The organism is Vibrio sp. PNB23_22_6 (assembly GCF_052877535.1).
Genome location: NZ_JBNFXP010000031.1, coordinates 22,485 through 41,816, shown reverse-complemented (window position 1 = coordinate 41,816; position 19,332 = coordinate 22,485). Strand labels below are relative to the sequence as shown.

General features: G+C 45.9%; 13 protein-coding genes, 2 tRNA genes and 1 pseudogene. 5 read left to right on the top strand and 11 right to left on the bottom strand.

Annotation, left to right across the window (positions count from 1 at the left end; translation table 11 throughout):
- Window positions 1-108: 108 nt before the first annotated feature.
- Both ACVA54_RS18020 and ACVA54_RS18015 read right to left on the bottom strand, forming a co-directional pair.
- Window positions 109-193: transfer RNA gene (locus ACVA54_RS18020), tRNA-Tyr, on the bottom strand.
- A 97-nt stretch (window positions 194-290) separates the two neighbouring features.
- Window positions 291-375 (bottom strand) — tRNA-Tyr (locus tag ACVA54_RS18015).
- 293 nt (window positions 376-668) lie between these two features.
- On the opposite strand from ACVA54_RS18015, the gene ACVA54_RS18010 reads away from it, so the two are divergent.
- Both ACVA54_RS18010 and vmeF read left to right on the top strand, forming a co-directional pair.
- On the top strand, window positions 669-1,757 hold the full coding sequence (locus ACVA54_RS18010) for an efflux RND transporter periplasmic adaptor subunit (protein WP_099080309.1): 1,089 nt from the start codon (window positions 669-671) through the stop codon (window positions 1,755-1,757).
- The gene (gene vmeF / locus ACVA54_RS18005; protein ID WP_446649817.1) at window positions 1,757-4,870 is read left to right on the top strand and encodes a multidrug efflux RND transporter permease subunit VmeF; all 3,114 of its coding nucleotides are present in this window, start codon (window positions 1,757-1,759) and stop codon (window positions 4,868-4,870) included. The genes ACVA54_RS18010 and vmeF overlap by 1 nt, the downstream gene beginning before the upstream one ends.
- A 348-nt stretch (window positions 4,871-5,218) precedes the next feature.
- On the opposite strand, the gene ACVA54_RS18000 is transcribed toward vmeF, so the two are convergent.
- The 6 genes and pseudogenes from ACVA54_RS18000 to gap all read right to left on the bottom strand — a co-directional run bounded on the left by ACVA54_RS18000 (window position 5,219) and on the right by gap (window position 11,738).
- On the bottom strand, window positions 5,219-7,120 hold the full coding sequence (locus ACVA54_RS18000) for a BCCT family transporter (RefSeq protein ID WP_446596511.1): 1,902 nt from the start codon (window positions 7,118-7,120) through the stop codon (window positions 5,219-5,221).
- Between the two features lie 173 nt (window positions 7,121-7,293).
- A pseudogene (locus ACVA54_RS17995) lies at window positions 7,294-7,515 on the bottom strand (hypothetical protein); the annotation flags it as partial.
- Window positions 7,516-7,700: 185 nt separating this feature from the next.
- Window positions 7,701-8,648 (bottom strand): ChaN family lipoprotein, encoded by a 948-nt coding sequence (locus ACVA54_RS17990; RefSeq protein WP_446641527.1) that lies wholly within the window; start codon window positions 8,646-8,648, stop codon window positions 7,701-7,703.
- Between the two features lie 78 nt (window positions 8,649-8,726).
- On the bottom strand, window positions 8,727-9,569 hold the full coding sequence (gene rlmA / locus ACVA54_RS17985) for a 23S rRNA (guanine(745)-N(1))-methyltransferase (protein WP_099080305.1): 843 nt from the start codon (window positions 9,567-9,569) through the stop codon (window positions 8,727-8,729).
- A gap of 115 nt (window positions 9,570-9,684) precedes the next feature.
- The gene (locus ACVA54_RS17980) at window positions 9,685-10,569 is read right to left on the bottom strand and encodes a D-hexose-6-phosphate mutarotase (RefSeq protein WP_119463653.1); all 885 of its coding nucleotides are present in this window, start codon (window positions 10,567-10,569) and stop codon (window positions 9,685-9,687) included.
- A gap of 173 nt (window positions 10,570-10,742) precedes the next feature.
- Window positions 10,743-11,738 (bottom strand): type I glyceraldehyde-3-phosphate dehydrogenase, encoded by a 996-nt coding sequence (gap, locus tag ACVA54_RS17975; protein ID WP_099080303.1) that lies wholly within the window; start codon window positions 11,736-11,738, stop codon window positions 10,743-10,745.
- Window positions 11,739-12,097: 359 nt separating this feature from the next.
- On the opposite strand from gap, the gene msrB reads away from it, so the two are divergent.
- A complete protein-coding gene (gene msrB, locus ACVA54_RS17970; protein ID WP_099080302.1) occupies window positions 12,098-12,484 on the top strand; it encodes a peptide-methionine (R)-S-oxide reductase MsrB in 387 nt (128 codons plus the stop codon).
- A 105-nt stretch (window positions 12,485-12,589) separates the two neighbouring features.
- Here msrB and ACVA54_RS17965 read toward each other — a convergent pair whose 3' ends face one another.
- The gene (locus tag ACVA54_RS17965; RefSeq protein WP_099080301.1) at window positions 12,590-13,411 is read right to left on the bottom strand and encodes a DUF2989 domain-containing protein; all 822 of its coding nucleotides are present in this window, start codon (window positions 13,409-13,411) and stop codon (window positions 12,590-12,592) included.
- Between the two features lie 99 nt (window positions 13,412-13,510).
- On the opposite strand from ACVA54_RS17965, the gene ACVA54_RS17960 reads away from it, so the two are divergent.
- Window positions 13,511-13,795 (top strand): YeaC family protein, encoded by a 285-nt coding sequence (locus tag ACVA54_RS17960; protein WP_099080300.1) that lies wholly within the window; start codon window positions 13,511-13,513, stop codon window positions 13,793-13,795.
- Window positions 13,796-14,032: 237 nt separating this feature from the next.
- On the opposite strand, the gene ansA is transcribed toward ACVA54_RS17960, so the two are convergent.
- Together ansA and sppA are read right to left on the bottom strand one after the other, a co-directional pair.
- A complete protein-coding gene (ansA, locus tag ACVA54_RS17955; protein WP_119463652.1) occupies window positions 14,033-15,046 on the bottom strand; it encodes an asparaginase in 1,014 nt (337 codons plus the stop codon).
- 113 nt (window positions 15,047-15,159) lie between these two features.
- Window positions 15,160-17,010, bottom strand: a complete 1,851-nt coding sequence (gene sppA / locus ACVA54_RS17950) for a signal peptide peptidase SppA (RefSeq protein ID WP_119463651.1) — start codon at window positions 17,008-17,010, stop codon at window positions 15,160-15,162.
- A 225-nt stretch (window positions 17,011-17,235) separates the two neighbouring features.
- Between sppA and ACVA54_RS17945 the strand changes: the two genes are divergently transcribed.
- On the top strand, window positions 17,236-19,248 hold the full coding sequence (locus tag ACVA54_RS17945; protein ID WP_446641526.1) for an FAD-dependent oxidoreductase: 2,013 nt from the start codon (window positions 17,236-17,238) through the stop codon (window positions 19,246-19,248).
- The last annotated feature ends 84 nt before the right edge of the window (window positions 19,249-19,332 follow it).

Below are 19,332 nucleotides of genomic sequence, written 5' to 3'. Positions count from 1 at the left end.
GGAACCCCTCCAGGGTGTTGTCTTACTCTTCACAAAGTAAGCTTGAAAAGTGTTTTCCCAACACGGCTTTTCAAGTGATTTCTTATGATGTGTTCACAAGAAGCAATATGGTGGAGGGGGACGGATTCGAACCATCGAAGGCGGAGCCGGCAGATTTACAGTCTGCTCCCTTTGGCCACTCGGGAACCCCTCCAGGGTGTTGTCTTACTCTTCACAAAGTAAGCTTGAAAAGTGTTTTCCCAACACGGCTTTTCAAGTGATTTCTTATGATGTGTTCACAAGAAGCAATATGGTGGAGGGGGACGGATTCGAACCATCGAAGGCGGAGCCGGCAGATTTACAGTCTGCTCCCTTTGGCCACTCGGGAACCCCTCCAGGGTGTTTTCTTACTCATTGCAGAGTAAGCTTAAGAGTGTTTTCCCAACGCATCTCTCAAGTTCGGAGCGAATCATAGCAAACTCGCTCCGGCTGTAAAGCGTTTTTCTTACGTTTTCACATCGAATGCTGCCTTTTTGGGCAAAGATGATAGAAACTCGGCATTTTGTATGTGGAATATACAAAGTAGATACTGACTTTTTACTCGAATTTACACTCCTTGACGTTATTAAGGGATTCAACTGATAAACTGTAGGCAGTTTAATGAGATAACCCTAAATGACATCAAAATTATGAGCATGAAAGCCACTTTATCTGTTTTAACGCTTTCTATATTGATGGCATCACCGACCGCTATTGCAGCAAAGCGTGGTCCATCGGCTGTTACGGTTGTGACAGAGCAAGTAGAAACGCATGAAATTAACCAATCTCTGTCGCTTATTGGCAAGTTAGAAGCCGCTGAATCTGTGGTGGTTGCCTCTGAGGTCTCTGGAAAGGTCAAACAAATCACCGTTAGTGCGAACCAAAACGTTCAGCAAGGTCAGCTCTTGGTCCAACTCAATGATGATAAAGCTCAAGCGGCTTTGATTGAGGCAAAAGCTTACCTCAGCGATGAGCAGCGCAAGCTCAAAGAGTTCCAACGTTTGTTAGAACGCAATGCGATTACCCAAACTGAAATTGATGGGCAAAAAGCGCGTGTAGAAATAGCACAAGCACGCCTTGACGCGGCTAAAGCTAACCTAGCGGATCTTCACATTACCGCCCCTTTTGCCGGTACCGTTGGTTTTATTGATTTTAGCAAAGGTAAAATGGTGAGCGCAGGCACCGAGCTCTTAACGCTTGATGATTTGTCGGTGATGGAACTGGACTTGCCAGTGCCAGAACGTTACCTGTCAATGCTTTCTGTTGGTATGGAAGTGCACGCAACGACCAGTGCTTGGGGTAATCTCGACTTTACAGGAAGAGTGACTGCCATTGATACCCGCATTAACGCGGAAACGCTGAATTTGCGCGTTCGAATTAAGTTCGATAATCCTGAGAATCGCTTAAAACCAGGTATGTTAATGAATGCAGCGTTGGCATTCCCGGCTATCGAAGCGCCTATTATTCCAGTGCAAGCCCTAGAGTACTCAGGGACGAAACGTTTTGTTTACGTAATCGATGAAAACAACAAAGCCAAGCGTCAGCAAGTTTTCCTTGGGGCTCGAGTTGAGAACGAAGTGGTGATCGACTCAGGTGTGGAAATTGGCGACAAGATCGTCGTTCAAGGCATTGTTAATATGCGCGATGGTGTAGAAGTAAAAGAGATTGCCGCGCCTTCTGAAGTAAAAAATGCCGATGCCAAGGGCGAGCAACATGAAGCCGCTAAGGAAGTGAATTAATGTTACTTTCTGATGTTTCGGTAAAACGCCCTGTTGCTGCGTTGGTGTTAAGTTTGCTGCTCTGTGTTTTTGGCTTTGTTTCATTTACTAAGCTTGCAGTCCGCGAGATGCCAGACATCGAAAGCCCGGTGGTTTCGATCAGTACACGTTATGAAGGCGCATCGGCCACGATCATTGAAAGTCAAATTACTTCGGTACTTGAGGATCAGCTTTCGGGCATCAGTGGCATCGATGAGATCAGCTCAACGACGCGCAACAGTATGTCGCGGATCACCATTACCTTTGAATTGGGTTATGACTTAAACACCGGCGTGAGTGATGTTCGTGATGCCGTGGCGCGTGCACAGCGTTCGTTGCCGGATGAAGCGGACGATCCCGTTGTTTACAAGAATAATGGTTCTGGTGAAGCCTCCCTCTATATTAACCTCAGTTCATCAGAGATGGACCGTACCCAGCTAACGGATTATGCCGAGCGCGTACTCATGGACCGTTTCAGTCTGATATCGGGCGTCAGTTCGATCGACTTGTCCGGTGGTTTGTACAAAGTGATGTACGTGAAGCTAAAGCCGGAGCTGATGGCGGGGCGCTCTGTCACTGCCTCTGATATTACTGCCGCTCTGCGAAGTGAAAACTTGGAAAGTCCAGGTGGTGAGGTTCGTAACGATTCAACCGTCATGTCAGTACGTACAGCACGTACGTACAATACACCGGAAGACTTCCAATATCTTGTCGTGAAACGTGCTAGCGATAACACGCCTATTTATCTGAAAGATGTGGCGGACGTGTTCATTGGTGCGGAAAACGAAAACTCAACCTTTAAGAGCGATGGTGTAGTCAACATTAGCTTGGGCGTCGTTCCGCAATCAGACGCCAACCCACTAGAAGTGGCACAGGCGGTGCGCTCAGAAGTGGATAAGATTCAGAAGTTCTTACCGGACGGTACGCGTCTGGCCATCGACTATGATGCCACAGTATTCATTGAACGCTCGATTGATGAGGTATACAGCACGCTCTTTATTACGGGTGGTCTGGTTATTTTAGTCCTCTATATTTTTATTGGTCAGGCTCGGGCAACGCTTATTCCAGCGGTCACTGTGCCGGTATCGCTGATTTCTTCTTTTATCGCCGCCTATTACTTTGGTTTCTCGATAAACCTGATCACCCTGATGGCATTGATTCTGTCGATTGGTTTGGTGGTTGATGACGCGATTGTGGTGGTAGAGAACATTTTCCACCATATAGAACGCGGTGAATCACCACTGCTTGCTGCCTATAAAGGTACGCGGGAAGTTGGCTTTGCAGTGGTCGCTACGACACTGGTTTTGGTGATGGTGTTCCTGCCCATTTCCTTCATGGATGGCATGGTTGGTTTGTTGTTTACCGAATTCTCAGTCTTGTTGGCGATGTCGGTGATCTTTTCGTCATTGATCGCGTTGACGCTAACGCCAGTGCTTGGCAGTAAGATTCTAAAAGCAAACGTAAAACCAAACCGTTTTAATCTCGTCGTGGATAAATTATTTGCCCACCTAGAAACCGGCTATCGAAAAACGTTAAAAGGTGCACTTAAGTTACGTTGGGTCGCTCCGTTGGTGATTGTTGCTTGTATGGGCGGCAGTTATGCGTTGATGAATCAAGTGCCTGCACAGTTAACGCCGCAAGAAGACCGAGGTGTGATCTTCGCGTTTGTTCGTGGTGCAGATGCAACATCTTATAACCGTATGTCTGCGAATATGGATATTGTAGAAGACCGTTTAATGCCGTTACTCGGTCAAGGTTTCTTAAAGTCATTCAGCATTCAAACGCCCGCCTTTGGTGGTAATGCTGGAGACCAAACTGGCTTCGTGATCATGATTTTGGATGATTGGAACGAAAGAGATGTGACCGCGCAAGAAGCCTTAAACCACGTTCGTAAGTCGTTGGCCGGTATTCCTGACGTACGCGTTTTCCCATTCATGCCAGGTTTTCGTGGGGGCTCAAGCGAACCTGTCCAGTTTGTTCTCGGTGGGTCTGATTATGATGAGCTACTGGTTTGGGCAGAGATGCTAAAAAACAAAGCGGAAGAATCACCGATGATGGAAGGGGCGGAGATCGATTACTCCGAGAAAACGCCGGAATTATTGGTCTCGGTTGATAAGCGCCGCGCAGCAGAACTGGGTGTGAGTGTCAAAGACATCTCAGACACATTAGAAATTATGCTCGGCGGTAAGAGTGAAACCACCTTCGTTGAACGTGGTGAAGAGTATGATGTCTACTTGCGTGGTGATGAAAACAGCTTTAGCAATGCGGAAGACTTGAGTCAAATTTACCTGCGCACCAATAACGGCGAATTGGTGACGTTAGATGCGGTCACTAAAGTAGAGGAGGTCGCGGCGTCAATTCGCCTGTCTCACTACAACAAACAGAAATCCATCACCATTAAAGCGAACTTGTCGGATGGTTTTACGTTAGGCGAGGCACTGAACTTCCTCGACCAACAAGCGATTGATAATCTGCCGGGTGATATTTCGGTGAGTTACTCTGGGGAGTCGAAAGACTTCAAAGAGAACCAGGCTAGCGTCGCGATTGTCTTTAGCTTAGCTTTACTGGTGGCTTATCTAGTACTTGCCGCGCAGTTCGAAAGCTTCGTTAACCCATTAGTGGTAATGTTCACCGTTCCAATGGGGGTATTTGGTGGGTTCTTAGGCCTTGTGGTTATGGGGCAAGGAATGAACATCTATAGCCAGATCGGTATGATCATGTTGATAGGCATGGTGACCAAAAATGGTATTTTGATTGTTGAATTTGCTAACCAACTCCGTGATCGAGGTATTGAGTTTGAAAAAGCCATTATTGATGCCGCCGCTCGTCGTCTTCGTCCGATCATGATGACGGCGTTTACTACGCTAGCTGGGGCCATTCCACTCATTGTTTCCACCGGAGCCGGTTATGAAAGCCGCGTCGCGGTCGGTACCGTGATTTTCTTTGGTATGGGCTTCGCAACCTTAGTGACGTTATTCGTTATTCCAGCAATGTACCGCCTGATCTCTGCGAAGACTCGAGCGCCAGGACATGTGGAAGCGGAGCTTAATAAAGCGCTTAGTCACGATAACAAGGGGCGTATCGCTCACCCATAATATGAGCGATAGCGTAGCCAATCAAAGCGTCGAACACTGGTTGTTCGGCGCTTTTTTATGTCAATCATTTCTGCCATTTCTCAAGCGTTTTTTCTACGCTATACCACTTACTTACCTGAGTCGGTATCACGCATCGTCCATTGCTCGGCTGTTCACTATGCCGTGTGGTTAATAAGAGGATTATTAAAACCGCGAGCTGCCGGTTTAAAACAAAGAGAACGATGAAGCAATTATTGGATCGTGATACGGGCTTTCACTTGTGTGAGGGGGCGTTTTTTGGCGGTAGAATAAAGCCCACCGAAATGGGCTTTAGTTTTCAGTTTAAGAGGTAAACGTCTTAGCGAAAGATTACGCAGGAATCGCAACAGTTTGTGCGACAACCACTTGATTGAAGTCCATGCGAGCTTGCTGTGCTTGCTCAGACAATTGCAGTTTTTTGTCTTGAGTCGCTGTTACAGCATCAACTAGAGCCTGCAATTCATCTTGCATGTCTTGAGGTAGGTGATGATCAGAAAAGTTGGTGTCGTTGCTGTGCTCCAAGGCAAAGGCACGAATACGTTTACGCATTTTCATCAGTGCTGCTAATGCTTCACGTTCTTCTTCCGCCGCTTCTTGAGCCGCATCACGTGCACGTTCGAACTTCGCCATCGCCATCCCTTCCGTTGACCATGGGTCAATGTCCGGAAGTTCTTCAATGTTGATAGTTGGCTCGACGTAATCTTCTTGATGTCTGATATCGAGTGATGTTGCGCGCACGGCGGAGACCATCAGCATGACTGAGATACCAAGTAGAGGTAAACCGCCAACGATCGCTGCTGTTTGTAGTGTGCTTAAACCGCCCATAAACAGGAGAACAGTCGGCAAGAACGACAACGTGAATGCCCAGAACATACGGTTCCAGCGCATTGGTTCTTCCGTTACGTTATTTTGCACAACAGAAGCGAGGATGTAAGAGATCGAGTCAAATGTCGTTGCGGTAAAGATGATACAAAGTATGGTAAATACAGCGATCACGACGGTGCTCATTGGCAGCGCATCCAACATAGCGAAAATAGCAGTGGTAGCGCCTTCAGCATTGAGAATGCCAACCACGTCAAGTTCACCGGATAGCTGCAATGATAGGCCGTAGTTACCTAAGATCATGAAGAACAAGAAACAGCCTAGAGAACCGAAAAAGATCGAGCCAGAGACCATTTGCTTAATAGTGCGACCACGAGATATGCGTGCGACAAACAAGCCCATGCTTGGTGCAAACACCAGCCACCACGCCCAGTAGAAGATAGTCCAGTCTTGTGGGAAATGAGTATCATCAAAGCTACCGTAGCCACCAAATGGTTCTGCCCATGTCGCCATGACAAAGAAGTTAGACAGCATACGGCCAATCGAATCGAGACCGGTTTCCAACATAAAGATGGTTGGACCTGCTACTAATACGAAAGCAAGTAGACCCATTGCGCCCCAGAAGTTGATGTTACTCAACACCTTGATGCCTTTCTCCATACCTGCGTAAGAGGAGTAGGCAAAAATGGCGGTACAGATGAGAAGAACAAGTACTTGGCTAAAGGTATTCTTTGGTAAACCAAACAGGTAGTGCAGGCCTTCACCAATCAGTGGTGCCGCTAAACCTAAACTGGTTGCCGCACCGCCAAGCAAGCCGAAGATGAATAGTACATCGACCACTTTACCTGCCGCGCCTTTACTGCGCGCTTCACCTAGTACAGGCATGAGTGCACTTGATACTTTTAGCACTGGCTGTTTACGCACATAAAAGAAGTAAGCGATCGGTAGTGCTGGGATAAGGTAAATTGACCATGCGATTGGCCCCCAATGGAACAGGCCATACGTTGCCGCCCAGCGAACCGCTTCTTCACTGCCTGGTTCTAGTTGGAATGGTGGCGACTGGTAGTAATATGCCCATTCGATACAACCCCAGTAAAGAATACTGGCACCGATGCCACCGCAGAACAGCATTGCAGCCCAAGACGCTGTTGAGAACTCTGGCTTTTCATCTGGGTCGCCGAGTTTAATTTGTCCCATGTCGCTGAAGACAACATAGATCATAAATACAAAGGCAGCGAGGCCGAGTGCCAAATATAGGAAGCCAAGTTTGTCTGTCATGAAGGTTTTCGCGACAGCAATCCATTCAGCGCCTTCTACAGGAAATAAAATTAAAGGGAAAACAATGGAGAGAAGTAGCGCAATGGCGCCAAAAAAAGTGGGTTTGTCGATAAGAGAAAATGCGTTTTTCAAAGTTCATCGTCCGTTAATGAATAGTTAATTATTATGGGGTGGAGTAAAAAAACGTTCAAACGAGGAAGCTTGTCGTAAAGAAAGATAATTTTGTTCATACCCAAGTAACCTCGAGATGCTTGGTTCATCGAGAATGACTTAGCTTGAAGTCACTTGGGTATAATGACTAACGTTTACACAAGTGCGAGAAGAACACCGCCAACCGTTAATAATGCAGAGAAGTATTGGCTTGCTGAGTATGAATCGTCTTCTTCTGCTTCAATGGTGTCGGGGTGAGCCATAGCTAACGCACCATGGGCAAAAGGTTCCACTTGCTCACCGACGGTTTTGTTTTCCGCTTCTACTTTTTTGCTTTCGTGGTCAATGTGCTTCAGTGCAGCAAGCAAGGATATACCTCCGAACATTAGCACTCGTTCACTGAGTGCAGGTAAAAAGGTGTTATTTTTGTATTGGTGAAGTGAGTAATTTCTTACGTGAATTCTATAAGAAATAGATCTGTTTCTGTCGATTTTACATGACTGAAAAATAAGCAAAAACCCGACCGGCTTTTCGCAGCAAGGTTAGGAAATAGGCAAATATGCTATTTGCATCGAAGAGTGTTGTTCCGTTCGGCAAGGTGTTGGTACGCTTGGAGGAGATTGTCTCTTTGGACGAATCGTACTGGTGGCGCTAATACGTTGAGTTGGTAATCTGCGCTATCTGTTGTGATCGCTTGGCTAGGGGTAATCACGACCACATTTAAGTTTGGATTGCGGTTGAGGATCGATGCTGCCGTGCCTAAGCCGCCTTCAGTGTGGAATTTACCGGCAACGTGAATCACTTGAGTGCCGGGATGTTTTTCTAAGTATTTGACGATGGACTCCGCCATGGTCTCATCCCATGTAACCTGAGCTGCGTATTGCTTTTCAGTTTGTTCCGGTTTGCCATGGTGCATGGATGCCATGAACTTTTCTTTGTATGGGCTGCTTGCTGTGTTGATTTCATCCGCAACAAAATTGCGCTCATCGCTATCGAGTTTATCTAGGTAAGCGACACCTTGGCGACCAATACAACGCACAATGTTTTTTGGCGCGTTTGCGGCAATGACTGGAATCTCAGTTTGCTTGGCAAATTCGACCAACGGGCGGTAATCACTTGCGTAATTTGGCCATGCATTACTTTGTTTCATGAAGTACTGCTCGCCAATTTCACCGTTTAGGTATGAATCCAAGATCGCTTGCTTATCACGCGCCACTTGTTCCATGGAAAGTGCAAGAGGACGGTTTATAGAAGATAGCTGTTTTAGCATGTCGGTCTGAAAACGGTGGATACCAGCGTGTGTATGCCATTCACCAATCAGAATCACATCGGCTTGCTGTAGCTCTGGCGTTAATTGATTGACAGAGATGGCTTCACCAGAAGGAGCATGAAGTTGGTAGTCATAGAAACTGGTCACGTTACCAGCAACGGTATTAGGAGTGGTCGGTGTATTAGATGTACAGCCTGTAATTAAGCTCGTAAAAATCAGACCTAGGGTAGAAAAGCGCATTGAAAGCCTCCAGAAATGTCTGAATGATATTGGTGGAGGCTGACTAGCGAATGAGTAATGGCAATTTAGTCTTTGACGTTAAGCCTTGCCACTCTCCACAACGGTTTTTTTGCGGTAAACACGCAACATAAAATCCGCCTCACACTGGAAAAGTGTAGCGGACTTGAGCTCCTCTCGAAGTTCGTCTGTTGCTTTCCATGCTAAAGGTGTCATCTGCAGAAGATCGAAGGCGACACCATTTTGTAAATCCATGCTGTAGTTAAGCTGTTGCTGATGCTCTAGCTCAAAGCCTTCGATGTTCTCAGGCTCTTCGTTGTGGAGGCGCACGTCTTGGTAAATACGCTCACGGAATTGATATAAGTGGCGAGCCGCAGGGGTGACGGTAATGACCACGCCGTTGTCTCTTATCACTCGTTGCAGTTCCTCGGCTTTGCACGGAGCGTAGATACGCAGAATGGCATCTAATGATTGCTCAGCAAATGGTAAGCGATGGCTCGATGCCACACTGAAATCGCAGTTAGGGTAACGCTTTGATGCAAAGCGAATGGCGATTTTTGAAATGTCCAAGCCGAAGACTTGTGCTTGTTCATCTTGCGCTTGCAGTGATTGTTGCACTTGATCAGTGTAGTACCCCTCACCACAGCCAATATCGAGCAATTGGTGGCGAGTACCTTCTGTGTACTTTGCACACAGGCGAGCCACTTCTTGGCGCAATGGATCGTAATGGTTCCCGTCAAGGAAGCGACGACGCGCTTGCATCATCTCTTTGTTGTCACCTGGATCTTTAGAGCGCTTGTGGTGTGCTGGCATCAAGTTCACATAGCCTTCTTTTGCTAGGTCAAACTGATGGTTGTTTTCACACTTAAACGTCTTTACGGTTAGCGTTAGCGGTAAGTGACATAGAGGGCATTGGTAGTTCATGACGATCTCTGACGGAGGTTAGGGCGACAAATTCTACCAAAAGGATAGCCTCAAGCGAAATAAAAAAGGCCGGATAAACCGACCTTAAATAATCTGAATTCTGGTTCCACACCATTTATCTTACGGAGATGATGGTCACCAGTTCATGGCTTTCTCCAGGTTGTAGAGTTTTACCTTGTTCAATACTTGGCGCATGAAGAGCGGATTCGACACAAAGCATTGTTTCATAGCCGTTGTCTGCCATGTCACCCATACCTTGTGCGCCTTCTGCCCAAGGATTCCACAATACTGCAGAGTTATGACCGTGGTTTTCTACGCTCAGTGTGCGGCTGAATACTGGATCTTTCACGAAGATTTGCGCTTCAGGCTGAGTGTAAACACGATCGATAGTGTCCGTCAGTTGCAGAACGTCACCACCTTGGCATACTTCGCCGGCTTTCAAGCTATCAATATATTCAGATCCCATACCGGTGGTGTGCGCTTGCTTGACGTCACCCACGTTGAGGTAAGTGTGCAGTGCACCAGAGAACGTCCAAGCATCGTCATCAATATTGGTCACTTTTAGTGTGATTTTCAGTTCTTCACTCACTTCAACAATTAGGCGAGCATCAAACATGTGTGGCCAAATGTCGTGAATCTCTTTTGAAGGGAGCAAAGCCAGTTCAACGATCACACCATTGTCGTTTTCGCGATGCTCAACCAGTTCCCATTCTGCTGTACGAGCAAAACCGTGTGCCGGCGCGGCAATGCGACCAAACCAAGGCCAGCAGACTGGGATACCGCCGCGGAGTGCGGCTTTACCATCAAAAAGGGCTTTTTCGCTCATCCAAATGAGATCGTCTTGACCTGCAGGCGTAAACGAAATCACATGACCACCGTGTAAAGCGATACCAGCGATGGCTTTATCATGAATAATGCGAACCACTTTTACTTGGTCGATTTCTACGACAGTGACATTGTCAGATAGAACGGTTAAGGCAGGTAGAGTATTTAAATCCATGTGATGTTTCCTATAGCTGGGGGCGGAGGGACCTTGACCCATTTACCACGGTTACTAGGGCGCATGTTGAAGGCAACCCTCAATTTCCAGATACAAAAAAGGCGACTCTAAGGCCGCCTTTTATTCAAATCTTATGTTTCAAACACAAGCTTCGCTAATAACTCAATATCTAATTACTTAGAAACGTGAGCGATTAGGTCTAGAACTTTGTTTGAGTAACCGATTTCGTTGTCGTACCAAGATACAACTTTAACGAAGTTATCAGTTAGAGCGATACCAGCTTTAGCATCGAATACTGAAGTTTGAACTTCACCGATGAAGTCTTGAGAAACAACTTGATCTTCAGTGTAACCTAGAACGCCTTTTAGTTCGCCTTCAGAAGCTTCTTTCATTGCTGCACAGATAGCTTCGTAAGATGCGCCGTTCTTAAGGTTAACTGTTAGGTCAACTACAGAAACGTTAGCTGTTGGTACGCGGAAAGCCATACCAGTTAGTTTGCCGTTTAGTTCTGGAAGAACAACGCCTACAGCTTTAGCAGCACCAGTTGAAGATGGGATGATGTTCTGAGAAGCACCACGACCACCGCGCCAGTCTTTAGCAGAAGGACCGTCTACAGTTTTTTGAGTTGCTGTAGTCGCGTGAACTGTTGTCATAAGACCAGATTCGATACCGAACTTGTCGTTAAGAACTTTAGCGATAGGCGCTAGACAGTTAGTAGTACAAGAAGCGTTAGAAACGATGTCTTGACCTGCGTAAGAAGCGTGGTTAACACCCATTACGAACATTGGAGTTGCGTCTTTTGAAGGACCAGTAAGAACAACTTTCTTCGCACCAGCTGTGATGTGCTTACGAGCTGTAGCATCGTCTAGGAATAGACCAGTTGCTTCAGCTACTACGTCAACACCGATTGCATCCCATTTTAGATCTTCTGGGTTACGCTCAGCTGTTACACGTACAGTTTTACCGTTAACGATTAGGTTACCGCCTTCAACTTCAACAGTACCGTTGAAACGGCCGTGAGTTGAGTCGTACTTCAGCATGTATGCCATGTAATCTACGTCGATAAGGTCGTTAATACCTACAACTTCGATGTCGTTGCGCTCTTGCGCTGCACGGAATACGAAACGACCGATACGGCCAAAACCGTTAATACCTACTTTGATAGTCATTATAGTTGCTCCACAACTTAATTTCTGATTAAAGATAACTGGTAGTAAAATTACAGAATCCAGTAAACATCTGCAACAGATAATCGGACTTAACTTGTCTAAAGTCAAAAAAATGCGACGTTTTTTTTAACAATTCTTCGCAAGTGCTCGATTTTTAAACTTTTTGCTGGCTATTCTACATTCCAGTTGGCGTAATATAACTTTTGAGATAAGTACTCGTAGCAATTTAATTACACGTGGTGTTCTGGTGAGAAAGTATGTGCTACAAATGTTACGAGAATCAAGTTTTTTGCCAAAAAAGTCATGACCAAAAAAAATAGAAGGAATAACCATTGGTGAAAGAAAGTAGAGTAAAGGTGATGAAGTCTGATGAACAGTGGCGTGAACAGCTTTCAGATGAAGAATTTCGAGTCTGTCGAGAGCAAGGCACAGAGCCACCATTTACGGGTAAGCTATTGCATAATAAGGAGACAGGTGTGTACGCCTGTACCTGTTGTCATGCCCCTCTGTTTGTTTCAGATAGCAAGTATGATTCTGGCTGTGGTTGGCCAAGTTTTGATGCGCCAATTGATGATAAAGCAGTACGATATTTAGATGATCTAAGTCACGGAATGGTTCGAACTGAGATTCGATGTGCGACCTGTGATAGCCATTTAGGTCACGTTTTTGAAGATGGTCCCCAAACAACGGGTGAACGTTACTGCGTGAATTCGGTGTCGTTAATTTTCAACAAATCTGGTCAATAATACGGATATTCATTGAAAGAATGTTTCATCCTTTCAATGAATAGACGACTTGTTCACGATGACCATGCATAAATAAACTCCCGAGTTTAACGGGAGTTTATTATTTTATAAATCGTTAGGAATCATCCTTGGTGAATAATTTCCTTTGGCTATCGACTTAGAAATAGAACTAGCCAGATCTTCCAACTCTTCATACGTTTCTGCTTTTGTAAAATTGAACATCCGCTTCAATTGGGTTTCATCGGCAAGAGGCACATCAAAGCGTTTCCCCACCATTGCCCATAAGTAAGCTTGCTCTTTATTTCCTAGGCCTTGGTTAATGCTCGCCATGGACTCGAGTATGACAGGATTCAGATTGCTAGCGTTGGACATCGATAACGCATTATTAAGTAAAACGAGTGTTTTGTGTGGGTCGCGGCTAGTATAGAAGGTCGCGAGGGCATATTGCAGTTCAGCGGAATTTAACTCTGGTTTGCCTTCTTTTTGAAGAAACTGACGACGGGCCTGCTCATCACCCGTTTGTGACCACAAGAAATAAAGCGTCGATGGATCATCCGATCCTTGTAGTTCAGCCACTATTCGATCCAGTTCATCAATGCTATGAACTAACGCATTGAAGCGCTTTCTCTTCAGCGCACTTTGATCGATTGGTGTGATCTGAGAGGCAAGCTCTAAACATTTACGGTATTTTGCGACTAAGCCGTATTCAACCACTTGATTGGCTTCAGAGGGCTCTTTGAGTTGTTCAAAGCGGTGCCAAACCAGATCCGTTCGTGGGATTCGGCATTGTCCGTCGTCCATATTGAGATGTTCACAACGCAGCTTAGGGTTGTTTTGACATAATTCTTCTGTCGTTATATTGCCTTCAAAGCAGCCTGTTAATGTTGCAGTGGCAAGACTTGCCAGTAACCAGTATGTTCGTTTCATGGTTTGCTTGTGATCCGTTACACCAATTCATTTGTGTGTTCTTGACTCTGTTTCTTAACTCGTTATGTTCTGTAAACGAATGTGATAAGAAGGTACATTATGGACGCAGAACAACTATTAAAAGCGATCACGCCAGAAGTCTATGACCGATTAGTCTATGCAGTAGAAACAGGAAGATGGCCAGAGGGTACAACACTTTCCCAGCAGCAGCGAGACTCATGTATGCAAGCTGTGATGTTGTATCAATCAAAACATAACACCGATGCTCAGCACATGACGGTAGCGGCAGGTGGTGAAATCAGCTTTAAGTCTAAGCAAGAATTGAAAAAGCAATTCTGTGAAGATGAGAGTGACATCGTCCGCGTGAACCCAAACCATACCTGATGGTGTGAGACAATTATACCAATCGTAGTAAATAATTGGTGATTATAGCTTGTAATAACGCTCGATAACTTCGTTTAAATTTTTGATTGTAGAATCACTATTTATCGAAAATTTTAGCCTTGTTCTTAAACGTTTTTCCTGTGCTGACTCTGCTCACTTACGGTGATTGAGATTAGAAGAAAAAGCCCAATTATCATCATTGGGCTTATGCATTCTAAACGTGTAGGTGCGCTAAGCTTACAGGCTCATTTCACCGCGTAGAACTTGCTGCATTTTTTCCTTGATTTCTTCGTACGACAGGTTTTGGCTAAGTAAGTAGTGCAATTTCGCCAGTGCCGCTTCGGAAGTCATATCAAAACCACTGATCACGCCAGAATCAGCAAGCGCACAGCCCGTCGCATAGCCACCCATATTCACCTTGCCCGCTAGACATTGCGTTAAATTGACCACAATAACCCCACGTTCAGAGGCTTCTTTCAAGTGGCCTAATAGCTCTGGATTTTGTGGCGCGTTGCCAACGCCGAAAGTGAGTAGGATCATTGCGTTGACGGGTTGGCGTAACGTGTTACGGATAACTTCGTGTGAAATACCCGGATACATAGTGATCACACCAATTGGCTGTGGCGTGATGTTATGTACTTTGAATTCACCTTCTGGTTTTGTACCCACACTCACATTGTTGCTGATCTGGATGTTAATCCCCGCTTCCAATAGTGGCGGAAGGTTCGGTGAAGTAAACGCATTAAAACCATCTGCGTGAGATTTGGTGCTGCGGTTACCACGCATCAATTGGTTATTGAAGAAAAGTGTCACTTCATTGATTGGGTAATTTGCGGCAATGTGTAACGCATTTAATAGGTTTGCTTGACCATCAGAGCGCAGTTCAGCCAATGGAATTTGCGAACCCGTTACGATGACCGGTTTACCCAAGTTTTCAAACATGAATGACAAAGCAGACGCAGTGTATGCCATGGTATCCGTACCATGCAGAATTACGAAGCCATCGTAGTCATCGTAGTTAAAACGAATATCGTCAGCGATTTGCTGCCAATCTGCGGGCGTCATATCGGATGAGTCGATCAGAGGCTCGTACTCATGAATCGTGTATTCTGGCATTTCCGCACGGTGAAACTCGGGCATACTGGCGAGTTGCTTTTCCATAAAGCCAGCCACAGGCACGTAGCCGTGATCCGATTTTTGCATGCCGATGGTGCCACCGGTGTACGCGATGTAGATGTGTTTTCTAGTCATCGTTCTACTTTGTTTTCATGTATGGGAACAGTGGCGGGGATTATAGCGAAATGAAGCCTAATAAAAAGGGGCATCTCGCACAGAGATGCCCCTTTTTGGCTAAGCTAAAAAAGCTATTGTACTTGGCAGGTCAAACAGAACGCATATTGACCTTTTGGATCGTTAAAGCTTCGCAGCATGCTTGCGTCTTGTTCGAATTGTTGAACCACTGGCTGAAGACTTTTTGGTAGAAAGCTTGAGGCATCGATACCTAAAGACACTTTCGCCTGATTCATGAATTCTTGAATGAATTGTTCTGAAGGCGATAATGGCTCTTCAACCCAGTAAATGTTGTACTTATCGAGTTGCGCCAATTCTGCTGCCAGCTTGACCGCATCATCAAAGTCACCCATTTGGTCTACAAGTCCGAATCCTTGCGCATCTTGGCCTGTCCAAACACGACCTTGCGCGACTTTATCGACTTGTTCTAGCGACATATCACGATTAGAACCCACTAAAGAAATAAAGCGTTTGTAGCCGTGTTCGATACCGAGTTGAAACGCTTGAGACGCGCCTTCCGATAGACCCGTAGTGAGTCCTTCACCAGAGAAGGGGGATGTGCCAACCCCATCGGTATTGATACCCAGTTTATTAAAGCCTTTCTCAAAAGTCGTGATCACGCTGAAAATACCAATGGAGCCAGTGAGAGTGGTTGGCTGAGCAACGATCTTATCTGCACCCATTGAGATCCAATAACCGCCAGATGCCGCTAAGCTAGACATAGAAGCCACGACGGGCTTACCTGCTGCTTTGAGTGCCTCGACTTCATTGCGAATCACTTCTGAAGCAAACGCGCTACCGCCAGGGCTGTCAACACGAAGAACCACCGCTTTTACTTTGTCATCGTTACGCGCTTGGCGAAGTAGACTCGCGACCGTATCGCCACCGATACTACCGCGTGGCTGCTGACCGTCCATAATGGTACCGCTCGCGACCACAACCGCGACGTCACTTTCGGCGATATTAACATCTGGACGAATCGTTGCGAGGTAGTCGTAGTAGCCAATGGCGTTGTAACTGTCTTTACCATCACTGCCAAACTTATCCGCAAATAGGCGACGAATATCTTGACGGGTGGCGAGTTCATCCACCAACCCTACTTTTACCGCCAATTGTGCAATGTCACCATCGACAGACTTCATTTCAGCCAAAAGCTCATCCATCGTTGGGTTAAGAACGTTGGCATTGATGTTGCGGTTGGTGGCGACGTCATCAACGTAAGCGCTCCAAAGCTGAGTAATCCAACGAGTGGCAGACTCTTTTGCTGCATGAGACATATCATCACGAATGAATGGTTCAATGGCAGACTTATAGGTACCGACACGAAAGACATGAGTAGAGACATCGAGCTTTTCTAGCAGAGTTTTGTAGTACATCGAGTAAGAGCTGTAGCCTTTAATCAGTACACCACCGTCTGGGGCTAGGTAAACTTTGTCGGCGTAGCTTGCTAGATAGTATTGGCTTTGATTGTAAAACTCTCCAACTGCGTAGATTGGTTTGCCGGAAGACTTGAACTCATTCAATGCTTTTGCGATGTAGCGAAGCTTGGTGAGATTGGTTTCTGGCATATCACGTAGCGCAAGCACAAGGCCTGAAACTTTCGGATCATCTTTCGCGTAGCGAATGGTATCGACAATATCGAACAAAACATTTTCTTTTGGCAGCTCATTGCCTAATACTGAACTTGCAACTGAGTCCATCGGGTTGACGTAACGACGTTGCTCCACGATAGGTCCAGAAAGGTTCATGACTAACGCCGATTCTTTCTCAATAACGGGCTGGCCATTCCCTGTGTAGGTAAAAGCAAAATAGAAAATGGCGATCATCAATAAGAAAATCAAGTTAGCCAATGCAAGCCTGACAAAGGTGATGGCTTTCCAAATCCCCTTAAATATCAGACCAATAAATTTGAAGAGTTTTTTCATCTTGTCTCCACAATGAGATAGTCATTCCCTAATCTTATAAAGTCTGGGTTCTTATCTCTAAGATCTCATAAGATAACATTTTTTTAGCTTATCACGGTCACTCAATAATTGGCATATTTTCACTTGAGATTGATCGGTGTTACAAAAATGTAAACGTGCGTTTGATTTTTTTATGGCGCAGGCGTACTCTGGTCAGACCACAAAAATAACAATGGATGTTGAGCGATGTCTGCCATGTACCCAAATTTGTTAAAGCCATTAGATCTCGGTTTCACTCAATTGAAAAACCGTGTGTTGATGGGATCAATGCACACCGGTTTAGAAGAGCACAAAGAGGGGCTGCAGAAGCTCGCTGCTTTTTATGAAGAACGTGCGAAAGGTGGCGTTGGTTTGATTGTTACCGGCGGTTTTTCCCCTAATTTACGTGGTCGATTACACCCTTTAAGCGCTGAGTTCAGCAAGCCGAAGCATGCTAAAGCGCATAAAGTGGTCACTGACGCCGTGCATAAACACGGTGGTAAGATTGCCTTACAGATTCTTCATGCTGGTCGTTATGCGATGCATCCATTCGCGCAAAGTGCATCAGGCACGAAAGCACCCATCGCCAAATTTGCTCCGTGCAAAATGAGTGAACGCCAAATCAAGAAAACCATTGATGCTTTTGCCAATAGTGCCGAACTGGCACAGTTCGCTGGTTATGATGGCGTGGAGTTAATGGGCTCAGAAGGTTACTTGATCAACCAGTTTTTATGTCAGCGCACTAACATGCGATATGACGAGTGGGGCGGTAGCTACAAAAAACGCATGCGCTTTCCGGTTGAAATCGTTAGGGCGGTTCGTAAAGCGGTGGGTGACAAGTTCATTATCATTTTCCGTTTATCGATGCTTGATCTCGTAGAACAGGGCAGTACCTTTGAAGAAGTGATAGAACTTGCTAAAGCGTTAGAAGACGCGGGAGTGACCATCATTAACACGGGTATTGGTTGGCACGAAGCGCGCATACCAACGATTGCTACTCAAGTCCCACGCGGCGCATTTACTTGGGTTACAGAAAAGGTTAAGCCGCATGTTTCTGTGCCTATCATCACCTGTAACCGAATCAATACACCGGAAGAAGCTGAGCGTATTCTTGCTTCGGGCCAGGCTGACATGGTTTCCATGGCGCGCCCATTCCTCGCTGACCCATATTTTGTCGCGAAAGCAGAGCAAAATAAATCTCAATTCATCAATACTTGTATCGGCTGTAACCAAGCGTGCTTGGACAATGTGTTCAAAGGAAAACGTGCAAGTTGTTTGGTCAATCCTCTTGCCTGCTATGAAACCGAAATTGTGGTTAAGGACGCATTTAAGAAGAAAAATATTGCTGTAGTGGGCGCGGGGCCTGCGGGTTTGGCATGTGCGACGACCTTGGCTAAACGCGGGCATAAAGTCGACCTGTTTGAGAAGAATGATCGTATTGGGGGGCAGTTCCGCCTCGCGATGCAGATCCCAGGTAAAGAAGAGTTTCGCGAAACCATTCGCTATTTTGCCAACCGTCTTGATGAAACGGGCGTCCACTTGCACTTATCGACGGAAGCAAATTACGATTTACTAACGGAGTACGATGAGGTTGTCATGGCATCGGGTGTTGAGCCGCGTAAAGTGAACATTGATGGCATTGATAACCCGGAAAATGTCATCGATTATCAGACTCTGATCCGCGATAAAACCCCGGTGGGTGAAAAAGTGGCGATTGTTGGTGCTGGTGGCATCGGTGTTGACGTTGCAACCATGATAACGGAACCAGAAGGACAAACTCTGGACGATTGGTTACATGAGTGGGGCATTGATAAAGAGATGTCTCAACCTGGCGGTTTATACCCTTATCCCGACTCAATCAGTGATAAAGAAGTGTGGGTGCTTCAACGTCGTAAAGGCCGTGTGGGTAAAGGCCCTGGCAAAACCACTGGCTGGATCCATAAACGTACACTGGAAAAGCGCGGCGTTTATCTATTGGGTGGTGTATCGTACGATAAGATTGATGTTCAGGGATTACATATTCATGTCGATGGTAAAGAACGTTTGATTGAAGCGGATACTGTGGTGATTTGTGCTGGACAAGAGTCAGTACGACCGTTTGAAGACAAATGGCATCAATTGGGTGATAAGCTACACATCATTGGTGGCGCGGACCACGCAGGTGAACTCGATGCTGTTCGAGCGATTCGTCAGGGGGTTAAGCTCGCTGTTGAGCTTTAGCGATTCAAAGTAAGAAAAAGCTGCGTGTTTTGCGCAGCTTTTTTTGTTGTGAGAATCTCTTTCTCCTCACGCGCTGACACCATT